The organism is Phocaeicola sp. RTP21359st1_B8_RTP21360_211022 (genome assembly GCF_040911965.1).
GTDB lineage: Bacteria > Bacteroidota > Bacteroidia > Bacteroidales > Bacteroidaceae > Phocaeicola > Phocaeicola vulgatus.
The window spans coordinates 57,064-76,937 of the sequence record NZ_JBDFXP010000018.1 but is presented as its reverse complement, the minus strand read 5'-3'; the positions used below and the strand labels follow the sequence as shown (position 1 = coordinate 76,937).

The window sequence follows — 19,874 nt, the reverse complement described above, 5'->3', positions numbered from 1 at the left end:
CTTGCAACTTGTCGGTTTAATCAAGTACATTAAGAATGACTTAATAAAGAATATGGCTATTGAACAGACACTTTTTTCTATTCAACGCTCAGTCCTTCAACCGAAAGCTGTACCCGCCCTGTTCTCTCAGTACCAGTGGCTTCTTTCCGATCTTTTTTATAATTCTGACTGTACATCCTGCCGGAATGTCAATAGTGCTCTCCCCCTCGGCATTCAGTTTCAAGACAATATATCCTTCCTTTACCGGAATTCTGGAATGAATCCACTTCAAATGGAGTAACTCCGGTTTAATGGTATATTCATTCGTCTTCATCGAAGACTGGCTGAAACCGATAAGACCGTTCAATGCGCCTACCACTACCGGGACTCCATTCGCCCCATGACAAAGACTCAGGCCGTACGGACGATTATAAAATACCAGTTGACGGGCCCTGGAGGCATTCATCATAAAGTTCTCCGGGAAACGGGTATGTCCCTGATCCATCCAGTCGCCGAACACACCATAGATATGATCCCATAACTCTTTTATCCGCCCGGCTTTGGCATAAGCCAGAAACTCATAACCCTTCTCATAACTGACCACCTCATAATAGTTCGGCAAATTCGGCAGAACATTTTCAAACAGGTTGTCATAATGTTCTTTGGGAAAGATATCGGCCAGTATTCCCCAATATTGGGCATGATGCGAAATACGCTTGTCCACAGTCACATTGTCATTCATTGTACCGTTGATGAAGACTTTCCGGTCATTATCCCAAAAATGTTCAAAAATCTTCTTTTTCAGATTCCGGGCCAACTTGCGGTATCTGTCCGCCAATGCACTCTCCTTCCACAGATCCGCGAAATAAGCTCCGGTCACATAATTATAATAGAGCATGATCTGGGCATAGGCCGCCACCCCTTTCCGGGCAGGACCGTTATAAGTGGACCATCCGGGGGTATAACCGAACTGTCTGTCTCCATAATTGCCGTGTACAAAACCATTCTCATCCACGATGGAGGCATAAAAATCAAGCAACTGGATGATGCGGTCTTTGTATTGAAGGGAAGTGGTCAAGTCACCGAAACGCAGATAGTTCTGTTTCAGGCCGAACAGGGCATGCAACGGATAATCAGGAATCCCTATATCTGATTTCTGCGGATCAAGCGGCATCAGTGCTATGGAAATTCCGTTTTTTGACACCTGCTGGTCACCGAAAAGATAATCCCCCGCCAGGGTGCTGACCAGCGCATCCATGGACCAGGGAAGAAAATCACGCTTCACCCCGTCCAGATAAAAGCGGTGCATACTAGTATGCAATGTCGCACTGCTCATTTTGAACAGGTTGTTCACATAATCATCATCCGTTTCAAACTGCATCTGGTGCTCTACCGGCCACAATGACGCATCAAAACGAAGGGAGGTAATCTCAGCCCCCTTGTCGCATTCCAGTGAAACATATCGGAGAGCGCGTTCCGGCAAAGTGATGGTGCCTCCTTCTTCTGACAAGGTAACAGGAGCCAATGGATATTGTTCCAGTTTCTTATCATCCCGTTCCAGTGCTTCTTCGGGAGTTTCGCCAACGCGTACGGTTATAGTTCCCTTTCCTTTCGCTTGAAAGGTCAGTGTTCCAATCTCAAGATGGAAAAAGTCGATGAGGACATAACCATTCTTTCCGATACTAATTCCGTCTTTACCTTGCATCTCAGCATTGCGCATGGGGAGTATTTGTGAAGGTTTAATCCGGGCTGTCATATCTTGCGGAGCATCCGGCAGCACGCCCGGTTTATTATACATGACGGCACTCTCGGGTATTGTCCAATGCTCTTTATCCATGCTGACTTGCCATTCATCCGGATTTTCCAGTCCCGCCCCTTTCAGAATGATACAAGGTAATGAGTCATCCGTTGTCACCTCAAACAATAAAGAGGATCTGCCCACGGGTAAAATAACCTGTTTACCGGAAACAGACTGTTTTACACCATTTATATAAAGAACAATATCCGACGGACCCTCCCAGCAAAGACTACTTTCCTTTTTCAATCTTACCTCTTTTCTGAACCAGACATGATTATTCTTTGCAAAAAATTTACCCGGATACATTGACACAACGCTCTTTTGAGATACGGGCACATTGTTGCTGGTAGAAAGCAGCCAGTTGTCCCGGATACCACATATAGCGACTGTTCCATTCCTCCTGAGATTGCCGGCTCACGATGGTTACATTAGGAGCCAGAGAAGGATCGAACTCTTTTGTCTGGGCATAACAACATAGAAATGATACAGTCATCAGAATGCCTAATAACTTAATTTTTTTATTCATGTTTTTCATCTACTATAAATTCCATGCAAATATCGGAACATAAAATTATAGTAACTATGGATTCCTGTTCATTTCTTTGTATTATAGTACAATTCCTTTTTATTATTCATCCAAAGTATTTTCCATTACGGCAATTTATGAGTTCAACATTTTTTCTCTGAAATACTAAACTAGAATAAACAATAACAATACTTTATTATGATCAATAGTACAGTACGGACAATAAATTGCACTATTTAAAAAGAAAGAATCCGTATCAAAAGTGTTTTGAGACAAATTCTTTCTTTTTAAGACTCTTTTGTCACATATCAAAGTTTCCGTACCTTAATACCAGCTAAAAACGGTTCTCCTTTCACTGCCCCTGCACTAATAACAATATGATCATGTTCGTTTCGAATAATATAGCGACGCTTAAAGGCAGTACGATGCTTTCCTCCATCAATTGGAGAAAAATTAGTTTCTACTTGTTTTCCACAAATGGAAATATGAAAACGTGTTTCTCCCGAATGCTTTTCTTCTTTATTCTTATTTAAAAGATTGGCCAACTGAGCAGCAGGTTTAGTAACATCTGCTATAAGCAGTTCTATTTCATACTCTCCTATAGGAGCATCGATTTTATAACTCCAGTTTCCTTCACGCCACGTCTGGTATATTGGCCCATCTAAAGTATTATAAATTTCAGAGGTAGTGCTATGCGCTTTTCCACCTATATATCCCCAACCTCCCGCAGTATAAGGTTGATCAGGTAACCAAGTAAGATTACTGATATCTGACGTAAAGTAACAATTACTTCCTACATTAATTGCCAATTCATCTCCTTCAGCTATATTAGGAAGTGACTTGAACTGAATTGTCATAGCATCTTGAACTGTTTTCCCATTTTTGATTCCTTGCGCCATAAGAACTGATATACCTTCCGGTAAAATTACATTAAAGACAGTGTGACAATTAGCTATCTTTTGACATCCTATTGATTGTCCGTTAATAAACAATTCCACTTCCGGCATATTTGAATAAATTTTAATGGACTGTGGCTTATTTATTTCCCCAGTACGCATTTCCCAATCACGGCTGGCAATTCTTATTACTGGAATATCTTTCCGCCACATAGCCTTAAAATAGTAAGCCACATCCTTCCATATACGGTTATTATAAGCCAATCCCTTATTGTTTACTCTAGGCATTGACTCCTGGCGAGCAGCCACATTAAAATCAATGAAATTCCAATAAGCGCATCCACTAATCCATTCTGTATTCTCTATAAAAGGAAGATAATGTTCTATATACGTTTGTTGATATTCGATACTAAAATCAAAGGCACGTCCTTGAGTGGAATGCAGCCGCTTGTCACTGCCTGCTCCCCATTCACTGATAATCATAGGTTGGTCAGGGTAACGACGATGTTGATCTTCACACCATGCATTAAAATCTTTTAATTTATCAACATACCAACCATGATATAAATTCCAACCTACTACGTCTACTAGATTCAAACCTATTTCATTGTATAGATTGGTCATATTAAATGCCATAACACTGGCTCTTCCTGGATCTTCTTCTTTCAGAACGGCTTCCAGTCGTTGTGCTAGATTTACCGTGCGCTCTTTACATGCTAGCCACTCAGGTTTACCAATGGAAGGAGCAGTAAGAAGAATTTCGTTCATATATCCCCATGTTATAACAGATGAATGATTATAATGCTGGCGAATCATCTCACGCAGATTATATTCACAATTATCATCATATCCAGGTGTATTCGGTACAATATTAATGATAGGAATTTCCTCCCATGCCAATAGTCCCAATTCGTCACACATTTCCAATATTGCATCATCTTGTGGAAAATGTGAAATACGAATAAAGTTACATCCCAACTCTTTCATTAAAAATATGTCTCGTCGATGGGCTTCGTCATCTAAAGCTACCCCTGCCGGAGCTTGATCTTGATGACGATTGAGTCCACGTAATTTATAAGATTTTCCATTAAGGAAAAAACCTTTACTTCCATCAAAGGTAAACCAGCGAAATCCCACCTTATGATTTTTTTCATCCAATAGCTTTCCTGACTTCGGATCTACCAAGGTAGTTTTTACCAAATAAAGTGAAGGAGTTTCTGGACTCCACAAATCAGGACTCTCAATAGCACCAGATGTGTTTTCAAAAATATAGGTTTCGCCACTCTTAAGTTTTTGTTTTTGTTTAATAGTCTGCAAAAGTTTTCCTTGCGGACTATAAATTGCACTTCTGACTTCCAATATAGAACTTTCATGAGAATCATTAGTCACTTCACATTTTACTTTCAATACTCCTCTTTTTTCATTCACTACTGGAGTACTAATAAAAATTCCATCAGATCCCATATTGCTCATATTGAAGTGTTGTTTTGGAGTAGATATGAGCCATACATCTCTGTAGATCCCCCCCCAAAAAGTGAAATCTGCCGATATAGGAGTAATATCTTTTCTCCCATTGTCAACCGTAATCTCTATCAAATTCTCTTTTCTGATATACTCTGTTATATCTACAATACAAGCTGTATAACCACCTACATGACTGCCTACTTCCTTTCCATTCACTCTAATATTAGCAGCCTTACTAGCAGCATCTATTTTCATATAATAACGACGTTCCGCAACAATTTCCGGTAAAACGAGAGTACGCCTGTAGAATCCCTTACCTTGATAATAATTTCGTTGTTGATAAGCATCTATATTAAAAGTATGGGGGAGATTGACAGATTCCCATGATTCATCTATAGATTTCCGAAATTCCCAATTATCATTGATAGTCTTCATTTCCCGCTGCGCTTGTAAAGAGGTAACGACAAACATTACCACTATAGCCAACAAGCATCTCTTGAATAATACTTTATACTGCATACATTATTTTTTTACTGGTAATTCATTGAGTGTTTTTCATAATATGTATGATCTTTAGGAAATTCTTCTCCTTCCCAAGCCTTTTTGGAAGTCCAAGATTCACTAGGGGAAGTCCAAAAAGGATGATCGGCTGACAAGCCCAATGGCAAAAATGCTAAAGATGCTAAATAAAGGCTTCCATTATTAGTATATACATTAGCCGTATGCGGCTGCTTACCGTTAAATCCCAATGTGAGAAATCCTTTTTCATTAAAGTTTTGTCCATCAGCGAACATACGTTTTATAACGGCAGTCATTGCTGTTCTTACTTGACCATTACTAAGTTCTTCTGGTAACAATCCTTTCCAAACTATCAATGCTAAAGGTTGAAGTACCCCTGTGCGATAAGTTATGGAACGACCAAATACAGGAAATGCTCCTTCAGGAGATATGAGATGTTCCAAAATAATACTATAACGTTGGATACGTTTAGTAACATGAGCAAAAGTTGTTCCCGCCCATTCCCGTTTTTTCTTTCCACCATCAGTAAGAACTTCCACGCATTCAAAAAACATAGGATGAATAACAAAACTGTTATAATAATCAAAGGCAAATGAAGGACCATCCGAATACCATCCATCACCAATATACCATTCTGAAATTTTTCGCAAGGCAGAATCTATGCGGTAATAATCTGCTTTCGCTCCTACTTTATGAAGAAATGTTTCTATAGTAGATGAAAACAGCAACCAATTAGTATATAATGGATTAATCCGCCTTAATGCAACAAATTGATTTATATATCGTTCTTTTGTTACCTCATCAAGTGGCATCCAAAGTGAATTATATCCCCTAATAAAACTCTCAGCTATATAAGCCGCATCTACCAATGTTTGGAAATTTTCACTCCAAAGTAAATAATCAGGAGATAAGGGATCCACAGCATTTTTATATCCTTGCAATGCCCAAGTTCTTAACTGTTTTCGCTGAATACCTTCCGCTGTATCATCATCTGGTAGCGAAAGCCATGGTGCAAGACCAGCCATTAAACGTCCGAAACATTCCATATAAGAAACTCGCCGGTCACGTCCATCCCACGTAGGACTTAATTCAAGTTGCATGTTTTTTTGCAATTTTCCTTCACTGATATTACTTAATACCGGTGCAGCCATCCGATACATGACATCACACCATATTTCACGATCAGCCATTTTCTTTGTCTTGTGCTTAGCGCACAAATCGGCAGAGAAAAACAAAAATAATATCGTACATCCAATTAAAATAAACTTATTCATCTTCTTTACCTTTTTATTGTAAGAAACGTACTCGTTCACAAGCAGCTAATAAAAAAGCTCCTATTCCAAAATTGAAACATGAATTAGCATCCACCACCTGCCCTGGTATTGCTTTTTCTCCGACAGGTTGAATATATCCGATTTTTCCATCAGCTTGCAATGCTGTTGTTTTAAGATAGTTCCAAGCCTTTTCTACAATAGGCGAATAAATATCCGCATTTAGCAATCCATTATTAATTCCCCACAGAAAGCCGTAAGTAAAAAGAGCAGTACCACTTGTTTCAGGACCCGGAGCTTGTTCCGGATCTATTAAACTACGTGTCCAATAGCCTTCAGGCTGTTGACAGGCAGCAATAGATTTTGCCATTGTCTGAAAACGAGTTATATATTCTTCACGATACTTATCCTCTGCCGGCAATTGTTTCAGTACTTTAGCAAATGCGGCAAATGCCCATCCATCTCCCCGTGACCAGAAATCTTTTTTTCCGTTTATTGTTTTATGAAACGGATACGGATATTTAGCATCACGATAATAAAGACCAACTTCCCTATCATACATAATGCTGTCTGTTACTGTAAGGTATTGATGTAATTTCTCCAAATATAATGGATTCTTTGTTATATCATACATCTTCACCATGACAGGCATTACCATATATAATGCATCAACCCAATGCCAGTAATCAAGTTTTGAAGTAGACATCTGATATTCCATTACTTCGCGGGCACGCGCTATTTTTATTGTATCAGGGTCAAGTTTATATAGATCGGCATAAGTTTGGAAACAAACTTGCCAATCACCAAAAAGAACATATTCCGGTGATTCTCCATAAGTGCTTCGCCACTCAGCTTTGTTGTTGCTGGTAGCTCCTTTCCATTGATTATAGTCAGCCCAATCAATAGAATATTGCAGATAATCCTTATTTCCAGTCAGTGCACAAACTTCCATATTTCCAGTATGATATACAGCATTGTCCCAAAATGACCGGACTTGTGGCTTATGCATAGACTGATAGCGCTGGTTCACACGATGAATTATTTCCAGTAATTCCTCAGAAGTCTCAGTATTTTCCTTTTTATTACTACAAGATGCTGCAAGCAATAATAATGCAACCATCCCCAATATACATTTCATAAAGTCAATATTTAATTTGTAATTGTTCTGAAGAAGTAAATTGACGCAACAGCCCCAATTGTATCAATTTACTTTCTTCAAATCTATTCTGATTTATTGTTCGTCGGCTACGGCCTCCTCCCATGTGTTCCACTTTTCTACAGTAGGATCATAACCGTCATATCCAGGATTCTGACCGAGTTTCCCTAACAGGTTAGCATCAATTGCACTTTGTGGAATAGGCCAATTTATATTATGACGTCCTATAGTATATTTACGTCCTTTTACTATTGGTGCATCAGGCTTGTTATAATAATTATTATATTTATTAATACGATGCCACCAAAAACTATCTTCATAAAGTTTATCCACATCATATACCTTCCCTTCATTATCAGGTTTACCACTTAAAGCCAAACAATAAGAAATACGACTCAACTCAGTAAATCTCCATTCTTCCATATAAAGTTCACGAGCACGTTCGTCTACAATATCATCAATATTTACTTTTGAATAGAAGATGTCACATTTTGCACGTTGACGTATAATATTAACATCTGCTGTAGCTTCTTCTATATTACCTAAATAATAATTGGCCTCAGCACGAAGTAAATAAGTTTCAGCTAATCGATACAAATAGAAATCACTATATCCACTACCTTGATAATTATTAAGATGAGGAGCCTCATCTTCTGGAGACTCAGACCATGTCTTATAATGAGGCCAATCAAACCAAGTCCGAACAGTATCATTGCAAAGGATCTGTTCTTCTCCATTATCATTAATACAACTGTAGCTCAAATGTTTGCCATAATATACAGAATTGGGATTGTTGTATTTCAAGTCTTCCATATGTACCCAATTACCAACTTTTGAATTGTGCCTCAAGTCCCCATCATCATGGTTACCATTAAGATACCATAATGAGTTTTCTGCAAAATAAGTGGGGCGTACAACTCCTACTCCACGTCCAAACGTTCTATTATAATCCATTGATGCATCATAGGAAGCATGAGTAAGAGCAAAACGGTCTACTGCCAACTTGTTGTCAGGCGTAGAAATAGACGTTGCATTCCACCAAGGTACCAAATTACGCATTGTACGTGTCCGGATACCGGAATCTGAACCATAACGATTAGGCATAACAAGAATTGCTTCTTTATTAGCTGCAATAACTTTGTTATTTCCTTGATGCAAATTCCAAATCACATTATTAGTAATATTCCATGTAGTAGGGTGTGGATTAGAGAAAGTACCAAAGGTTTCCGTCATCAGCTTATACCCAGACTGACTAATTAATATATCAGCTTGTTCTTTGGCTTTCTGAAACTCCCCATTAGCTAAATAACATTTAATAAGTAGCTGGCGACAAGCTCCTTTATTAATCATACCAATGTAAGTCATATCCTTTTGATCAGGCACATGCTGCACTGCAAATTCCATATCTTGCACTAGTTTTTTTATGATAGCCTCTCGTTTTGTACTTTTATAATCCTGTTTTGGTCGATCTATAATTTTTGACACAAAAGGTACATCGCCAAATTGGAAGCACAAATTTAAATAGCGATAAGCACGATGAAAATAGGCTCGTCCTAAATATTCATTCTTTATTGATTCGTCCAGTCCTTCCACTTTATCAATATAACTGATAATCGTATTAGCATATTTAATACCATTATAGGTTTCTCCCCAAAAGATAACCAAACGGTTTTGGTCAAAATTATACCAACCATTATTAGGAGTAAAGCGTTCATTGATGTCACAAAAAATAAGCGCATCGTCTGTTTTTGCTGCTACGGTTAAATCAGAGAACAGGTATTCACTCATTAAAGGAAGCATCAGATCGCACGCTTCGGTATTTGTCCAATAAGCCCGCAATGCTTTATCAGCTGAAGCTAAAGCTGCATTTAACCCTTCTACTGTATTAAAAGTTATTGAAGGTTCATAAAGTGATAGCGGATCGGGGGTTAAGAAGTCGTCAGAACAACCTGTCATAGATAATTGAAAACAAACAGTTCCTATCAATATTCTAAATATATTTTTATAGTTTTTCATATGTCATATTATTAAAATGTTAAGTTAATTCCCAAAGAATAAGTGCGAGGAGCCAAACCACCTGTTTCAGGATCACCATATTCCCATTCTTTACTCCAAGTTGCTACATTACGGACAGTAGTAAATATCTTGGCATTCTGAATCTTATATTTCTCTAAAAATTTCATTGGAATATTGTAAGCCAACGAAATATTCTCTAATCGGATAAATGAGCGATCTATCACACGGGCCGGTGCAGATATGCCAGTTGGACCTTGTGCACTAAGACGCGCATAAGTATTGGAAGGGTTATCTACAGTCCAATATTCTTTAGTGTAGACATTTCTACAGTTAGTTATCTGCGAATAATTATTATCATTATTCAAATAATTAGTATCCAAGCTCTTGTGTCCCATATAAGAATACATATTAAATGAAAAAACCCAATCTTTAAAAATAGTAAAACTATTCCTCAAGGACCAATGTATAGGAGGTGTTGTTTCCCCCATAAACTGTTTATCTTTATTATTATAAACAGGGGTTACGCTTCCATCAGCATTTACTTTATCATCGTCTGTATAAATGTTCTGTACTTTAGGATCACCTGGGCGTTGACTATATTTGGCAGCTTCTTTCACCTCATCTTTTTGCCAAATACCTGTAACTTTATAATCCCAAATAGCACTAACAGGGTGCCCAATAAACCAGCCATTAGTCACATCATCTCGTTCTTTTACTATTGTATTGCCCAATGCATCAACTATGGTTTCATATTCTCCATATAATTTCTTAATAGTATTTTTATTAACTGAAAAAGTAAATCCGGTTTCCCATTGAAAATTTGCCTTTTCAATATTACGTGAATTAATAGACAATTCAAATCCCCGATTCTCTATTCTACCCAAATTAGTTGTAATAGAATTAAATCCTGTAAAGTCAGGCAATGATTGGTTCATAATCATGTCCGTAGTAGGCATTACATAATATTCCATACTTGCATTGATCCTATTGTTAAAAAATCCCACATCAAGACCTACATTCCAAGAAGTAGTCTTTTCCCACTGTAGATTCGGATTAGCCAAACGACTTACAAAAAGATACTTTAGATCCATCAACGCCCCCGAAGCAGAATTTATATATCCTTGTGTATATTTTCCAAGTGACAAGTTTGCTAAAGCAATGTATGAATCAGCCAAACTACGGTTACCATTCTGTCCGAATGACACACGCAGCTTACCAGAACTTAACGGCTTCCAATTCCAAAAATTCTCATTAGTAAAAGTCCATGCCAATGCTCCTGAAAAGAAATTAGCATAAGGATTAGTTGTTCCAAATGCAGAATAACCATCACGACGAAAAGAAAATGTAGCCATATAAGTATCATTGTATGAATAAAATAAACGAGCCAAATAACCACATGCTGTTTCACGCGTATCAGTAGATCTAAATGAGCTCAGATTTTTATCACCATTAGCAGTGCCATGAAATCCTAAAGCTTCAGAAGGTAGAATATTACGCGCCTCAATACGATCTGCCCAAGATTGACGTTCTTCAGCTTCCTGTACCAAAGTCAAAATAGTATGATGCTTTTCTGCAAAAATGTGCTCCCAAGTAATAGTATTATTTAAGGACCAATCAAAACGTTTACTTTGCTCACGGTTTACACGATCATCTGTTTCCGCTTGCCAATCAGGATGTTCTGATGATCGGTAGTAGCGATCATGAAAATACTGTAAACGCGGTGATACGTTAAACGAATAAGTAATTCCTAAGGGTAAAGTTACTTTGGCTGTTAAAATAGAATTTAAAACTGTAAAACCTTTATCCAAGTCAAGATATTGGCGATCGTAATCAAAGTTATATCCTTTCCAATAAGCATTTTCACCCATAGGATGAGGCACTAGTTCCCCATTTTCATTATAAGGAGAAGTAAATGGACTATTATCCAATATTTGGCTTTCCCAATTAGTTGCAATATCCCCATCTGTACGATTCTGAAAATTAATGTTTGCCCCTACATTAAGCCAAGAAGTTATTTGGGCATTAAGTTTCATATTTGAGCGTATTGCACTATACTCATTACCTCTTGCTACCCCTTCGTTAGAAAGATAACCTAATGAAAGATAATAATTCACTTTTTCATTATTACCTGAAATGCTGACGTTATAATCTTGATTCAATCCTGTATGGAAAGAATGATCATACCAATCAAACGTTTTGCCTAATAAAAAATTATTTAATGTTATATCACTAGCTTGTAATCCCAATCTTCTTCCCCAAATCTCCTCTGTACTCATCGAACCATCTTGATTACTTTGAGCTTTCCAAGCTTCCAAAGTAATGCCATACTTATTCAAATTAGTTTCTGTAGGACGACTATAATAACCAACAGGAGTATTTCCTGTCTGATAAGCTTCATAATTTCCTGTTTGAGCATTTATACCATAAGTGTCTGTCGTATAAAAATCTTCACGATATTTTAGATATCCATGAGAGTCATATACTTTCCGGCTATCACCAATAGTAACGAAGCCTATATTTGCACTAAAATTGATAACAGGTTTTTCCGAACGTCCTTTTTTTGTCGTTACAATAATTACTCCATTAGCAGCTTTAGCACCATAAACCGCAGCAGAAGAAGCATCTTTTAGCACATCAATCTGACTGATATCATTCGGATTGATTTCAGACAATTCTCCATAAAAAATCATACCGTCCAATATAATAAGTGGATCGTTATGTCCTCCATCTGAATAAACAGAACGTTGACCACGAACTTGCATGGAGCCACCACCTTTAGCAGACCCATCAAATCCAATCCGCAAGCCAGCAGTACCACGCAAAACATCTTGTACAGTTTTCGGAGCTTCATTAGAAAGTTCAGCCGGACGAATCTGAGAAACTGCACCTGTCAAATCCTTTTTCTTCATTGTACCATAACCTACCACCACCACTTCATCCAACATCTCCGAATCTTCCTTCAATACTACATTAATTTCTCTCTTCCCAGAAACTTTCACTTCTTGAGAAACATACCCGATATACGTAATCTGTAAAACGGCTTCTTTCGGGGCATCCAACACAAACCGCCCATCTATATCTGTTATCGTACCTATTGACTGACCTTTCACCGTGACATTGGCACCGATTATCGGCTCGCCATTCGTATCTTTCACAATACCTGTCACCTTATTTGCCTGTTGGGCAACTTCCCCATCTTTCGCCTTGCTCATCAGCATGATATTCTTACCCTCCATGGCATAATAAATATCAGTACCTTCAAAAACCTTATTCAACACTTCGGCTACAGATTTATTTTGCGCATTCACCTTCACATTGCGCTTCAGATTCACCTCGTTTACATTATATACAAACAGATAATCTGTCTGTTTTTCTATTTCACTGATTACCTTGCCTGTTGACATGTTATCCGCCACAACAGTCACCTTCATTGTCTGAGAATAAGACTCAGTGGCAAAAGCTGTTCCGGCAAAGACAAACAGGGCTAAGAGTGTGTTTCTCATCATACGGAATAAATGTTTAATTTCTACAATAGATTCCTGATACAAAATATTTTTCATATATTTGCATTACTAATTTTAGGTTCAACTTAAGATTATTTGAGAAAAAAATTGTCAATACGTAATTGACGTTTCCATGGGATGGTGTTGCAGCACTATCCCATTTCCTTTTTAGACCATGTGTGTTATTTCATAGGCATATTCTTTTTTAAGGGTTAATTAATTGTTATCACATTCGTCTCATCATCCTTTGTATAAGTAAACTTATTATTGAGTCTCAAAACTTTCAGTACGTGTTCCACCCCATCTTTCGTGCGGAATTTACCTGTATAACGGTTCTTTAAAATCCGGGTATTATTTACCACAATATCCACCCCATAATACAGTTTCAGTTTCTCTATCATATCACGTACGGATATATCATTAAAACAAAGCAAGCCCTCACGCCACAAAAAATAATCGACCTCCTTGATGCGTCCTTTCACCAGTCTGTTGCCTTTCAAGCTGGCCATCATGTTCGGTTCCAGCCTCATTCCACTGTTATTCGAACCGGGCACTAAAATTTCTACAGCACCTTCCAACAAAGAAGTTTCCCATACGCTATCCGCTGCATAAGCCATTACATTGAACTCTGTACCCAGCACCTTCACATTACACTTGTTCGTCTCTACAATAAAAGGCTGTTCCACATTCTTTGTCACCGCAAAGTAACCCTCACCATCCAATTTCACATTTCGGATATTCCCTTTGAAACTTCCCGGGAAAGTCAAGGTACTGCGTGAGTTCAACCAAACCTTCGTACCATCCGCCAACATCAATTCCGCCCGTTGGCCCGCCGGCACATAAATAGACTGCCATGTTTTGTCTTCCGGTACCTGATGTTTTCCTGTCCAATAATGTGTACCCAACAAGACGATCGCCAATACCGCTGCTATCTTGGCAGCTTCCATACATACTCCGCGTAACGAGAAATGTTTCCTTTCCCGGCTATTCTCCTCCGCCACAGGTTCCGTACGCCACAATGCCATGTCATGCAACTTCCGTTGTGCCATATATTCACGCATGTTCTCAGGATTTTCCTGTATCCATTCGGTCACACGCTGCTTTTCGGCTTCAGTAGCATTTCCGGCTATATATTTTTGCAATAATTCAGGATTCATATTCTATGCTGTTTTATTAGAAACGACTCAAGAAGAAACTACCCTAAAAGAAAATGAAGAAAAATATAAAAAAATCATTTTTGTCCTCAAAAACATCCGTATCCCTATCCGGTCAGGCTTAATAATAAAAGAAGAAATAAAATAAAGGAAGATAATCTTTTAAAGTCACCCGCAGTACTTTCAATGCTTTTGATATATGATATTCCACCCCCTTTATAGAGATTTCCATCTCTTCGGCAATCTCTTTATTGGATTTATTTTCAAAACGGCTCAAAATAAATGCCCGTCGGGTCTGTTCCGACAAGGTACTTAAAGTAGCACTGATGATTTTTTCCACTTCTTCCGAAAAAATCTCATCAGGATTGCACGCTTCCAAGGCAGATATACGGATAGACAATTCCTGTTGTTGCCAGTCGACCATCACTTCAAAAGCACTGCGTTTTACCTCCTCGTGCTTTAGATAGTCCAAAGCCTTGTTCTTCAAAATTGTCAGTAACAATGGTAAGATATATTTCTCTTCAACAGGCTCGGCCTTCAACTTTTCCCACAACTTTATTAATGCCTCGGAGGCAATATCTTCTGCCGCCAAATCATTATGAACGTATGATTTGGCAAAGAAAAAAGACTTCTTATAATAAGAGGTATAGATATCATTAAAAGAATTTCCAGACATTTTGCTCATTTGTATATCGGTTGTGCTTTTCATCCATATTACGATGGTAGAGCAAAGTTAGCAATAAACCTTCGATAAAAACAAAATTATCCTGTTAATTCTTTCTCTTATATGCTATGAGCTTGCCTTATATGCAATCGCCCTCCACCGTCAGACCAAGTGGCAAAAAGGAAAAGTTGCCATAGATATGAAATTCACGGACAAACACCCCTATGCTGTCCGACCGGAAGGAAACTTTCAACTGCAAAGTATCTCCCGGAGCAGCATGAAACTTGGAGCATCTCGTTTCCGGACAATCCCAAGAAGAAACAATGCAATAAATATGTAAACTGTCACTTCCATGTTTTTATAGATAAAAACGCCACCACTAAAAAAGTCGAACAAACAAATCGCCAAGCAATATTTTTCATTTATTTCCCCTTATACGATTCCCCCTGAAAAATCCTTCAAAAGCTTCAGCCCTCCCGCAAACCCTTTGCAGGAGGGCGTTCCGGCTGAAGGATCACACCGGGAAAAAGTTTCAGGCCGCGGAAGAATCCTTCAGCTTCACCAGCCGGTACACATTGCCATACTCAGTATGAACACGCTGTATCCCTAATGCAACCATCATCCTGCCCAACCGGTTCGGAGTCACCCCACGCATGGCCGCCGGATAATGTTTCTGCAAATAATTGAACAAATCCGTCGTGGTATAGGGCTTGGACAACTCCCCTTCCTGCGGCATCCGGAAACAACGCAAAAACAATTCCTGTTCGGCAGGCATTTTATAAAAATTCCGGTTGCTGTGCTGTATCTCCTTTTCTTCCTCTTCCGAGAACCAGTAACGCTCTCCTCCGGCCAGCTCCGCTTTCAGCTGGGCGAACAGCTGCGCATGATCGGGCGGTGTGCAGTCAATCTTGCCGTCCACTTCCGCACAAAGGAAACGGCGGCTTCCTGTGGGATCAGTCAGCAGGTCCGTCATATTGGACGTACCGATGAAAGAGGCGATACGGGGCAGATGACTGAATGCCGGACGATGTGCCCTGCGGAAAGTCAGTGTGGTCGTCTGCATCAGATTCTTCAAGGCAGGCATCTGCCCGGCACGGTACTTGTCGAACTCATCCATATTGATCAGTCCGAAAAGCGAAAGTTTCTGTTCACATCCACTCTCGCTCGTCAGGTCGAACTTATCTATATAATAAGGTGTAAGTTCCTTGGGCATCAAAATCTTGCAAAAAGAAGACTTGCGCTTCCCCTGCTCACGACTCACCAACATAGGCGCCACCGCATTGGCGCAATCCTGCGCCTGCCCCAGCCATTGGGCGGCAACACCCAGCATCCAACGGTGAAACCCTTTCACCCACATCGGCTTACGCGATATACGCACGGCCAGCGGAGTAACACGATCCACCCCGTCCCATTGAGGCAAGTGGCTCATATAATGCAGAAAAGGATGATAGTTTTCCACCTTTCTGGAATGGAGCAGACGGCTCACATCCTTATCCCAGCAGTTGATGCCACCGGTACGCGCCTCCAGGCAGAATGTATTCAAATCACGTTGAGCCACCATGGCATACTCTTCATCCGGCATCTCTTTCCCACGATACTCCGTCTGTTCAGTGAGAAGATTGTAACGGAAATCATAGCGTATGGTCAAGAAGCGTTGCAAGGCATCCAGCATATTCTCCGGCTTCTTGCGCCCCGATTTGCCAAAAGCCGCCTTTTCATCGATAGTTTCTACCATGCCAGCTGTTTCGACAGCCGCTGGGAGAACAATTTCATCCACCGTTTCCGTAGCCGTTGAAGGCAACACCCCTTCCGCATTTCCGGTTTGCCCCACCGACTGCCCGGTAACCGGAGCCGTGCTTTTTCCCACGCATCTCCTCATTTTCATACTCTTTTTGCACCAACTCAGTAAATTTTCCACTAATTTTTTCATCCTTTTTCATTATTTGGGGTTGTGTAATATCACAAAGATAACACTCAAAATGCCCTTTTACAAGCATTTACCCCACACTACCGCAAAAAAGTGACTAAGCGAAAATAACTGGGAAATTATTCGTTTTTATCAAGACTATTTCATACTTTTGCACCGTCAAGTTAATCGTTTCACTAGAATGATGAAGTTTCATCACCTAAGTGATACAACTTCATCACTCAAGTGATATTATTTCATCACTAAAGTGAAACGATTAACTTGAAAGGAAGTTGCAGCAAACTCTTCCGTACAAGAAAGCATAAACAACCGGATAAAAACAAATAAGCGAATGGCTATCAAATTTGAATTTTATGAATCACCCAATACGATAGGTACGCGCAAGAAGCGCTATCACGCCCGTGTAGTAAACTGGCAGCGCATCAACACCGACTATCTGGCGCGGGAAATACAGTACGGCTCCTCGCTCACCGTGGCGGACATCAAGGCAACCATTATCTCGCTCAGCGAGAAACTGGCCTACTACTTGAAGGACGGTGCCCGGGTACATATCGAAGGGATAGGATATTTCCATATATCGCTTACCTGCCCCGAGACACGGACACCAAGCTCCACACGTGCCAACAAGGTGAAATTCAAATCGGTGACATTCCGTGCGGACAAATACCTGAAGCATCAGTTGAGCGACGTCAAGACCGAGCGTTCGAAATACAAGCCGCACTCCATGCCGGTAACCAAAGAGAGTATAGACGAAGCACTGACGGAATACTTCCTGACAAACAGCGTGCTGACACGCCGGAAGTTTGAATCGTTATGCGGACTGACACGAGCTACCGCGGGACGTTATATCGCTCAGTTGGCGAAAGATAAAAAACTGCGCAATATCTCCATTCCGCGCAACCCCATCTATGAACCGATGCCGGGATTCTACGGAAAAGAGAAATTGCCCGAACCGGAGAACGAAACGGAAAACGTATCGGCAACAAACGACACGGACCTGACAATAAAGTAAATATACAACGAAACAATATAATAGAAAACTTCTACAAACGAAGCTCAAACCATAAAGAGCTGAAACTTCTACACTAGGCTGAAGGAATTCCGGGAGGAAATTCTTCAGCCGCTTTTCTTTATTGACGGGCGTTTGCGAAGAGGCTGAAGGATTTGAAAGAAAAAACAGGGGAAACTCCGGGGGAGATACTTTTCAGCCCACCAGCCATACCAGCATAGGCAAGTAATCCTTTAAGGAAACACGAAGCAGCTTCAATGCCTGCTGGATGCGGTAAGCCACCGTCTGTGGCGACACATCCAGCACTTCAGCAATTTCTTTATAACTCAGTTCCTTAAAGCGATGCATCACAAAGGCTTCCCGATAACTGTCGGGAAGAGCAGCCATCGCCTCTTTTATTTTCCGGTCCAATTCCTCAAAACGACCATAGTCCACTTCACACAATGCCGCCTGTGTCCGCTCATAAAAGGCAGCTTCCGCCTTGGTTTTCACCTGTTCCCGCGTCAAGTGGTTCAAGACCCTCCGATAAGTCATTTTGAACAAATACTGATTCAATGAAGACTCGATTATCAAATCCCCACGATTCTCCCACAGCCATAACATCACCTCCTGAACAATCTCTTCGGCATCTTCCAGCGACACCAAGCGGTGAGCATAGGCACACAGCATAGGATAGTACCTTCTGAATAAATGGTCAAAAGAATTACCATCCCCCTGTCGGAGAGCATTAAACAAAGACAAGTCTTCCACGGTATGATTCATAGTATAATAACTGTTTTCCTTGTGTACAAAGATAGTTGTTTTTATCGGAAAAAACTTTTTTTTAAAAAAAAGCATTTTTCGTTTAGATACCTTTCATTCTCGCTTGTCTTAATAATATAAAGGAAAACATTAAAGTATAATTCATGGAAAACCATACCGATATAGAAACTTTGTTGACCAAGTATTTCGAAGGAAACACCACTCCGCCGGAGAACGAACAGATAGAAGCCTGGCTGAATGCCGATGAGGAGCATTTGCGTATAGCCAAGCAGCTGAATACGCTCTATCTGGCTGTAGACACACAGCACATCACAAAGAAGATAGATACGGAAAAGGCATTAGACAAGGTAAAAAGCAGAACAAAAGTTAGAAACCTGTCCTGGTGGGGATGGACACAACGCATTGCGGCCATCCTGTCCGTTCCCCTCCTGATAGGTGTATTGGCTCTGTATCCGGACAGACAGCAGCCGGTAGTCACCGCTCAGATGGTGGAAATAAAAACCAATGCAGGCATGACTACCTCCGTCCTGTTACCGGACAGCACGGTAGTTCACCTCAATTCGGAATCCTCCCTCCGCTATCCCACCTTTTTTGCCGGCGATGTGCGCCAAGTGGAATTAAACGGTGAAGCTTATTTCGATGTGACCCAACACCCCCGGAAACGATTCATCGTTTCCACCCCTCACCATTCGCAGGTGGAAGTGTACGGAACAAGTTTTAATGTGGAAGCATACGGTAATGAAACTCCCATTTCCACCACGCTTATCGAAGGCAGCGTAGGGTTTATTTATAAGAATAGCAAAGGAAAATTTCAAAAGAGTATGCTCTCCCCCAGACAGAAGCTGGTTTATTCCCCACAAACCGGAGATATCAAGTGCTACGCTACCTCGGGCGAATCGGAGATTTCATGGAAAGACGGCAAGCTTATCTTTAATGACACTCCGTTGGATGAAGTGCTGCACATGCTTGGAAAGCGGTTCAATGTGGAATTCGTATTGTCCAACAAGGGGCTGAAAGGCTGTTCGTTCACAGGAACATTCACCCATCAGCGTCTGGAGCGTATTATGGAATATTTCCGGATTTCTTCCCACATACGCTGGCGTTACATTGACAGTGCAGATATAAAGACGGAAAAGCTGAAAATAGAAGTGTACTAATATACGTTTAACCCTTAATTTAAATACTAGAAAAATGAACAGACAACAGGCTCCCTAAACAAAAACATACGGG

General features: G+C 40.1%; 14 protein-coding genes. 2 read left to right on the top strand and 12 right to left on the bottom strand.

The features are described from left to right. Positions 1–88: 88 nt before the first annotated feature. The 11 genes from AB5062_RS11325 to AB5062_RS11275 all read right to left on the bottom strand — a co-directional run bounded on the left by AB5062_RS11325 (position 89) and on the right by AB5062_RS11275 (position 16,876). Positions 89–2,023 carry a family 78 glycoside hydrolase catalytic domain gene (locus AB5062_RS11325; protein WP_011965332.1) on the bottom strand — a complete coding sequence of 645 codons (1,935 nt, stop codon included), beginning with the start codon at positions 2,021–2,023 and terminating at the stop codon, positions 89–91. Between the two features lie 46 nt (positions 2,024–2,069). Further along, positions 2,070–2,303, bottom strand: coding sequence for a hypothetical protein (locus AB5062_RS11320; RefSeq protein WP_011965331.1), 234 nt, complete (start codon positions 2,301–2,303; stop codon positions 2,070–2,072). 308 nt (positions 2,304–2,611) lie between these two features. After that, on the bottom strand, positions 2,612–5,182 hold the full coding sequence (locus AB5062_RS11315) for a glycoside hydrolase family 2 TIM barrel-domain containing protein (RefSeq protein WP_011965330.1): 2,571 nt from the start codon (positions 5,180–5,182) through the stop codon (positions 2,612–2,614). A gap of 11 nt (positions 5,183–5,193) precedes the next feature. Then, the gene (locus AB5062_RS11310; RefSeq protein WP_011965329.1) at positions 5,194–6,456 is read right to left on the bottom strand and encodes a DUF2264 domain-containing protein; all 1,263 of its coding nucleotides are present in this window, start codon (positions 6,454–6,456) and stop codon (positions 5,194–5,196) included. A 13-nt stretch (positions 6,457–6,469) separates the two neighbouring features. After that, entirely contained in the window at positions 6,470–7,591 is a 1,122-nt protein-coding gene (locus AB5062_RS11305) for a glycoside hydrolase family 88 protein (protein WP_011965328.1), read from the bottom strand. 93 nt (positions 7,592–7,684) lie between these two features. Next, positions 7,685–9,625 (bottom strand): RagB/SusD family nutrient uptake outer membrane protein, encoded by a 1,941-nt coding sequence (locus tag AB5062_RS11300; protein ID WP_011965327.1) that lies wholly within the window; start codon positions 9,623–9,625, stop codon positions 7,685–7,687. Between the two features lie 11 nt (positions 9,626–9,636). Next, complete coding sequence (locus tag AB5062_RS11295; protein ID WP_011965326.1) at positions 9,637–13,185, bottom strand: SusC/RagA family TonB-linked outer membrane protein; 3,549 nt, start codon at positions 13,183–13,185, stop codon at positions 9,637–9,639. 155 nt (positions 13,186–13,340) lie between these two features. Beyond that, positions 13,341–14,285 (bottom strand): FecR family protein, encoded by a 945-nt coding sequence (locus AB5062_RS11290; protein ID WP_011965325.1) that lies wholly within the window; start codon positions 14,283–14,285, stop codon positions 13,341–13,343. A 118-nt stretch (positions 14,286–14,403) separates the two neighbouring features. Continuing rightward, positions 14,404–14,991, bottom strand: a complete 588-nt coding sequence (locus AB5062_RS11285) for an RNA polymerase sigma-70 factor (protein WP_368326883.1) — start codon at positions 14,989–14,991, stop codon at positions 14,404–14,406. A gap of 94 nt (positions 14,992–15,085) precedes the next feature. Beyond that, positions 15,086–15,271 (bottom strand): DUF1573 domain-containing protein, encoded by a 186-nt coding sequence (locus AB5062_RS11280; protein WP_234209344.1) that lies wholly within the window; start codon positions 15,269–15,271, stop codon positions 15,086–15,088. A gap of 207 nt (positions 15,272–15,478) precedes the next feature. Continuing rightward, on the bottom strand, positions 15,479–16,876 hold the full coding sequence (locus AB5062_RS11275) for a DUF3874 domain-containing protein (RefSeq protein ID WP_011965322.1): 1,398 nt from the start codon (positions 16,874–16,876) through the stop codon (positions 15,479–15,481). 328 nt (positions 16,877–17,204) lie between these two features. Between AB5062_RS11275 and AB5062_RS11270 the strand changes: the two genes are divergently transcribed. Further along, the gene (locus AB5062_RS11270; RefSeq protein ID WP_005842814.1) at positions 17,205–17,885 is read left to right on the top strand and encodes an HU family DNA-binding protein; all 681 of its coding nucleotides are present in this window, start codon (positions 17,205–17,207) and stop codon (positions 17,883–17,885) included. A 192-nt stretch (positions 17,886–18,077) separates the two neighbouring features. Here AB5062_RS11270 and AB5062_RS11265 read toward each other — a convergent pair whose 3' ends face one another. Continuing rightward, a complete protein-coding gene (locus tag AB5062_RS11265) occupies positions 18,078–18,644 on the bottom strand; it encodes an RNA polymerase sigma-70 factor (protein ID WP_011965321.1) in 567 nt (188 codons plus the stop codon). Between the two features lie 143 nt (positions 18,645–18,787). On the opposite strand from AB5062_RS11265, the gene AB5062_RS11260 reads away from it, so the two are divergent. After that, complete coding sequence (locus AB5062_RS11260) at positions 18,788–19,801, top strand: FecR family protein (protein ID WP_005842818.1); 1,014 nt, start codon at positions 18,788–18,790, stop codon at positions 19,799–19,801. The last annotated feature ends 73 nt before the right edge of the window (positions 19,802–19,874 follow it).